Annotated in this window: 4 protein-coding genes and 1 pseudogene; 2 read left to right on the top strand and 3 right to left on the bottom strand. The window is 74.0% G+C overall.

The features are described from left to right. On the top strand, positions 1 to 899 hold an 899-nt coding region (locus FGF04_RS33630), incomplete at its 5' end, for an ATP-dependent helicase C-terminal domain-containing protein (RefSeq protein ID WP_328596430.1). On the opposite strand, the gene FGF04_RS33635 is transcribed toward FGF04_RS33630, so the two are convergent. The 3 genes and pseudogenes from FGF04_RS33635 to FGF04_RS33645 all read right to left on the bottom strand — a co-directional run bounded on the left by FGF04_RS33635 (position 889) and on the right by FGF04_RS33645 (position 3,847). Beyond that, complete coding sequence (locus FGF04_RS33635) at positions 889 to 1,881, bottom strand: DUF3068 domain-containing protein (protein WP_149515182.1); 993 nt, start codon at positions 1,879 to 1,881, stop codon at positions 889 to 891. The two genes, FGF04_RS33630 and FGF04_RS33635, sit on opposite strands and share 11 nt — an antisense overlap. 21 nt (positions 1,882 to 1,902) lie before the next feature. Beyond that, positions 1,903 to 2,037: an SPW_0924 family protein gene (locus FGF04_RS33640; protein ID WP_149515183.1), complete on the bottom strand. Its 135-nt coding sequence runs from the start codon at positions 2,035 to 2,037 to the stop codon at positions 1,903 to 1,905. A gap of 153 nt (positions 2,038 to 2,190) precedes the next feature. Further along, a pseudogene (locus FGF04_RS33645) lies at positions 2,191 to 3,847 on the bottom strand (lytic transglycosylase domain-containing protein). A 339-nt stretch (positions 3,848 to 4,186) separates the two neighbouring features. Here FGF04_RS33645 and FGF04_RS33650 point away from each other — a divergent pair. After that, a partial coding sequence (locus FGF04_RS33650; protein WP_149515192.1) for a DUF4184 family protein occupies positions 4,187 to 4,904 on the top strand: 718 nt, incomplete at its 3' end.

Raw genomic sequence — 4,904 nt, forward strand, 5'->3', positions numbered from 1 at the left:
TCCTCATGGTGTCCGGGACGCGGGCCGAGGCCGGTGAGGGCAGTGGGCTGCGGGACGCCGAGTGGGTCGCCGTGGCGGTGGCCGACCGGCCGCTCGGGTCGGGGCACGCGCGCGTGCGGCTGGGAGCCGTGGTCGACGAGGAGATCGCCCGCGCGGCGGCCGGCGCCCTGTACGGCGAGGGCGACGAGGTGCGCTGGGACGGCGGGGACGTCGTGGCGCGGCGGGTCCGGCGGCTGGGCGCGGTGGAGCTGGCGGTACGGCCGCTGCGCGACCCGGACCCCGCACTCGTACGGGCCGCGCTCCTGGACGGGCTGGCGCGCGAGGGGTTCGGGCTGTTGCGCTGGTCCCGGGACGCGGAGGTGCTGCGGCAGCGGCTCGCCTTCCTGCACCGGCAACTCGGGTCCCCGTGGCCCGACGTGTCGGACGACGCCCTGCACGCGCGCGTGGACGAGTGGCTGGAGCCCGAGCTGGGCCGCGCGCGACGGCGGGCCGACCTGGCGCGTATCGAGGCCGGCCAGGCGCTGAACCGGCTGCTGCCGTGGGCGTCCGGCGACGCGGCCCGGCTCGACGAACTGGCGCCGGAGCGCATCGAGGTGCCGAGCGGGTCCCGGATCAGGGTCGACTACACGGACCCCGAGCGTCCGGTGCTCGCGGTGAAGCTCCAGGAGATGTTCGGGGCGCAGGAGTCACCGGTGCTCGCCGGGGTGCCCGTACAGGTGCACCTGCTGTCGCCCGCGGGACGCCCGGCCGCCGTCACCTCGGACCTCGCGTCGTTCTGGCGGGACGGCTACCGGGGCGTACGGGCGGAGCTGCGCGGGCGGTACCCGAAGCACCCCTGGCCCGAGGACCCGGCGGCCGCGCGGGCGACCCGGCACACGAACGCCCGTCTCAGGCGCTGAGCGGCTCGGACGCACGGGCCTCGGCGGGCACCGGGTCGCCGGGGCGCCGGCCGCGCGCCTCCAGGTAGAGGGACAGCGCCAGCAGCCCGGCGCCGAGGACCAGGAAGCCCCAGGGCAGGTACGTGGTCATCAGCAGGAGGACGAGCCGCTGGGACCCGACCAGGTCGACCGTGTGCCGGATGTAGTCCTCGCGCATCTTCACGTGCCCGGCGAAGGCGGTCACCTTGTCGCGGTCGCCCAGGAGGGCGCCGCCGCGCAGCTCCTCCCGGTGGATCTCCTCCCCGTAGACGGGTGCGCCGGTGACGGGTTCGACCCAGAACCTGCGGACGGTGGTGTACCAGCGGGTCGTGCCCGTCTTCGCGACCGACTCCGCGGTGATGCCCTCGACGGGCAGGGTCTTCGGCAGCGGCACCTCCGTCCAGGGGATGGTCTGCTCGAAGTAGTAGACCTCCAGGCCCCGGAAGTCCTGGGTGCCCTCGTAGTGGATGGGCGCGGTGAGGCGGGCCTGCGCGTCGAAGTACTCGTAGTCCCGCTTCTCGGTGCGGAAGGGCCACTTGAACTCGATGCCCCCGCGCCGCACGGGGTCGCCGTCGACCGCCTCGCCGGCGGCGTGGACGGGTTCCTGGGTGTGCGCGTCGAAGACGTACCGCTCGGGGAAGCTCGACACCATCTCGCCGTCGGGGCCCTGGACGTAGGAGAGGCCGTCCCAGACGACGACGTCGCGGTCCGTGGTCCGTTCGACCTTCCGGGACGCCTCGACGTCGCCCTTGAGGGTCTGCACGACGGTGATCCTGTCGACCTTCTCGGCGGTCATCGTGGCGTAGTCGAGGAGGGTCGCGTCCTTCGCCTCCAGGACCATGTCCTGGTACTGGCCGGCGGGCACCTTGGCCAGGCGGGGATAGGCGTACCAGCGCAGCAGCGGGGACAGGGCCGCGAAGAACACGGCGAGGGCGAGCAGGATCAGGCTGGCCTTGCGGCGCATCTCGACGGCCCTCCCGGTGCGTCACGGATGGCTGGGGACGGTGGTGAGCAGCGGCTCGGGTGACGTCTCACCCTCGGCGGAGCCCAGGGCGGTGAACGCGAGGACCAGCGCGACGGCGAGGGCGAGGCCGGCCGCGGCGGCGATCAGAGCACGCATGCGGGCCTCCCGGCGACGGAGCCGATCCACGGAGCTGATACACCGTCAGGCCCGGCACCGTAGCAACGGGCGGGCGAGATGAGAACACGTCGCGCACACACGCCGGCGCCCCCTCGCCGACGGGCGAGGGGGCGCCGCTGGTGCGTCCGCCGGCTACGAGGCGGCCGCGGCCACCTTCAGCTCGACGGTCAGGGTCGCGCCGCCGGTCGTCGTGATGCGCAGCAGGTACGTGCCGGCCGCGTCGTCCGCGTACAGCTTCGGCAGCTTCAGCAGGCCGTTCTCGCCGGTCTTGAGGCCCGCGAGGGTGCGTACCGTCTTGCCGGCCGCGTCCTTGAAGTACGGGCCCTTGTCGTTCTCGGTCGCGTCGTCCGCCGCCTTGACAAGCGTGGCCGTCGCGGCGACACCGGCGACGGCGGCGCCCTTGTAGGTGGCCTTCACCTCGACCTGGTCCGCGAACTCGCCGCCGGGGACGCAGGTCAGCGCGGTGTCGGTGGTGCGGGCGAGGCCGTCGGCCTGGCGGGCGGTGACGGTCGCCGCGTACTCCAGACCGGAGACGGTGCGGCCGACGACGGTCGCGCGGACCGTGAACCCGCCGGTCTTCTCCCCCGCGACGAGCGCGGGCGCGGTCGCCACGCCGGAGCTGTTCGTGACGACGGTCGCGACCTTCTCGCCGCCGGTGAAGGCCGCGTCGGTGTCGCCGGTGACGGTGAACCGGACGCGGACCTTCCCGACGGGCTTGCCGGCCTTCGTCTCGGTGCGGGCGCTGATCTTCTCGGCGAAGGTGTCGCCCGCGGTCGCGGTGAGCTTGCCGGTGCCCGCGTCCTCCAGGTGGTCCACCGTCTCGGTGGGCGTGGCGGGCGGGGTGGTCGCCGCCCGGGGTGTGGCTGCTGGGGGGCGTCGAGGCGGGCGGGGTCGGCGTCGGGCCGGCGCTCGACCCGCCGGAGCCGGTGCCGGTACCCGAGCCGGTGCCGCTGCTGCCGTCGCTGCGGTCGGAGGGCAGCGGGCCCGTGCCGTCCGGGACCTCGTGGATGCCCTTGCGGTAGTACTCCAGCCACGACAGGACGGTGTTCAGGTAGTCGGTCGAGTTGTTGTAGCTGAGGATGGCGCGCCGGAGGTCGCCGCGATCGGACAGGTCCCAGTCGAACCGGCACAGGTAGTGGCCGGCGGCGAGGGCCGCGTCGTAGACGTTGTTCGGGTCCTTGCGGCCGTCGCCGTTGCCGTCGCGGCCCGACCACTCCCAGGTGGAGGGGATGAACTGCATGGGGCCGACGGCGCGGTCGTGCGCGGTGTCGCCGTCGTACGCGCCGCCGTCGGTGTCGGTGATGCGCGCGAAGCCGATGCCGTTGAGCGGCGGACCGAGGATCTGGCTGGTCGTGGTGCCGTCCGCGCTGACGCGGCCGCCGCGGGCGTGCCCGGACTCGACCTTGCCGATGGCCGCGAGGAGCTGCCAGGGGAGGTTGCACCCCGGCTTGGACTCGGCCAGTGACGCCTCGGCCTTCTTGTAGGCGTCGAGGACGGTCGCGGGTATGTTCCCCTCGCCGTTGCCCCCGGCGCCCGGGGAGTCGCTGCTCTCGCTCGGCGCCGGCGTCGGGCTGTTGAGCTCCGGCAGGTCGGTGTAGTAGGGCGAGTTGCCGGTCGCGCTGTCGTCGGCGTTCGCGTCGGGCGAGGGCTGTGCGCTGGCGCTCCCTCTGCCCTGGGTGGCGTCCGTGACACCCGGGGCCTGGGATGCGGACAGTGCCGCGACCGCGAGCGCGGCCACGGCGGTCGTCGCCGCTCCCTTGACGACTCGCCTGCCGAATTGCGCCGCCATTGCGTGAACCCCTCCCGTGGACGATCGCCCGTCGCTCCGCGTTCTCCTGCTGTCCGGTGCCGCGCCGCCGTCCGGTGCCGTGCGGCCGCACTCCCCGGTACGACGGCCCAGGCGACCCTACGACAACTTCTGCCGCCCCAACACCTGTTCGCACCCGGTCTTCACCGGTTGGCCATATCCCGTTTGTCCTGCCCTGACGACTCCCCGGCATGCCGGGCCACCGGGAACCGTTCCCCCCGCGGCGGACGTCAAGATCAAGAGATGGCGGGTCCGTCCGGAGGCCGGCCGGAGTTGCCGGGTCCGGCCAAGATAGTTCAACGTCGTCCGCAGGGAGCCCCGTTGCCGTTCACTCTCAGCCATGCCGCGGCCGTCCTGCCCGCGGTGCGGACAGACGGCTCCGGGCGCGGCCGGCTGGTCCCGGCCGTGCTGGTCGCCGGTTCGTTCGCGCCCGACATGACCTACTACGCGGCGAGTGCGCTGCCGCGGGCCATGGAGTTCGGGGAGTTCACGCACTCCTTCACGGGGGTGTTCACGTTCGACGTCCTGGTCGCCTGGGCGCTCGTGGGGGCCTGGCTGGTGCTGCGCGAGCCCTTGGTGGCGCTGCTGCCGCGGGGCGGGCAGCGGCGGGCCGGGGCCCTCCTGCGCTGCGGTGCGCCGCGCGCCCGTGTGCGGCCGGAGCTCGTCCTGCGGTGGTACGTGTCCGCGGTGCTGGGGGCGCTGACCCATGTCGTGTGGGACGCCTTCACGCACCTCGACCGGTGGGGCATGCGGCTCTTCCCGGTCCTCGGGCAGGACGTCGCGGGCTCTCCCCTGTACTGGTACCTGCAGTACGGCGGTTCGGCGCTGTCGGCCGTCGTGATCGCCACGTTCCTGGTGGTGACCCTGCGGCGGCAGCGGGACGCGGAGTCACCGGGGGTGCCGGTCCTCTCGGTGCGGGACCGGTGGCTGGCGGGCGCGCTGATCGGGGGCTGCGCGGTGGTGGCGGCCGTGCGGCGGGCCACCCGCTGGTGGGACTACTGGGGGTCGCGGGCCGAGCCCTGGGAGCTGATCCCCACCG

It is taken from the genome of Streptomyces apricus, from assembly GCF_008369065.1.
In the GTDB taxonomy this organism is placed as follows: Bacteria; Actinomycetota; Actinomycetes; order Streptomycetales; family Streptomycetaceae; genus Streptomyces; species Streptomyces apricus.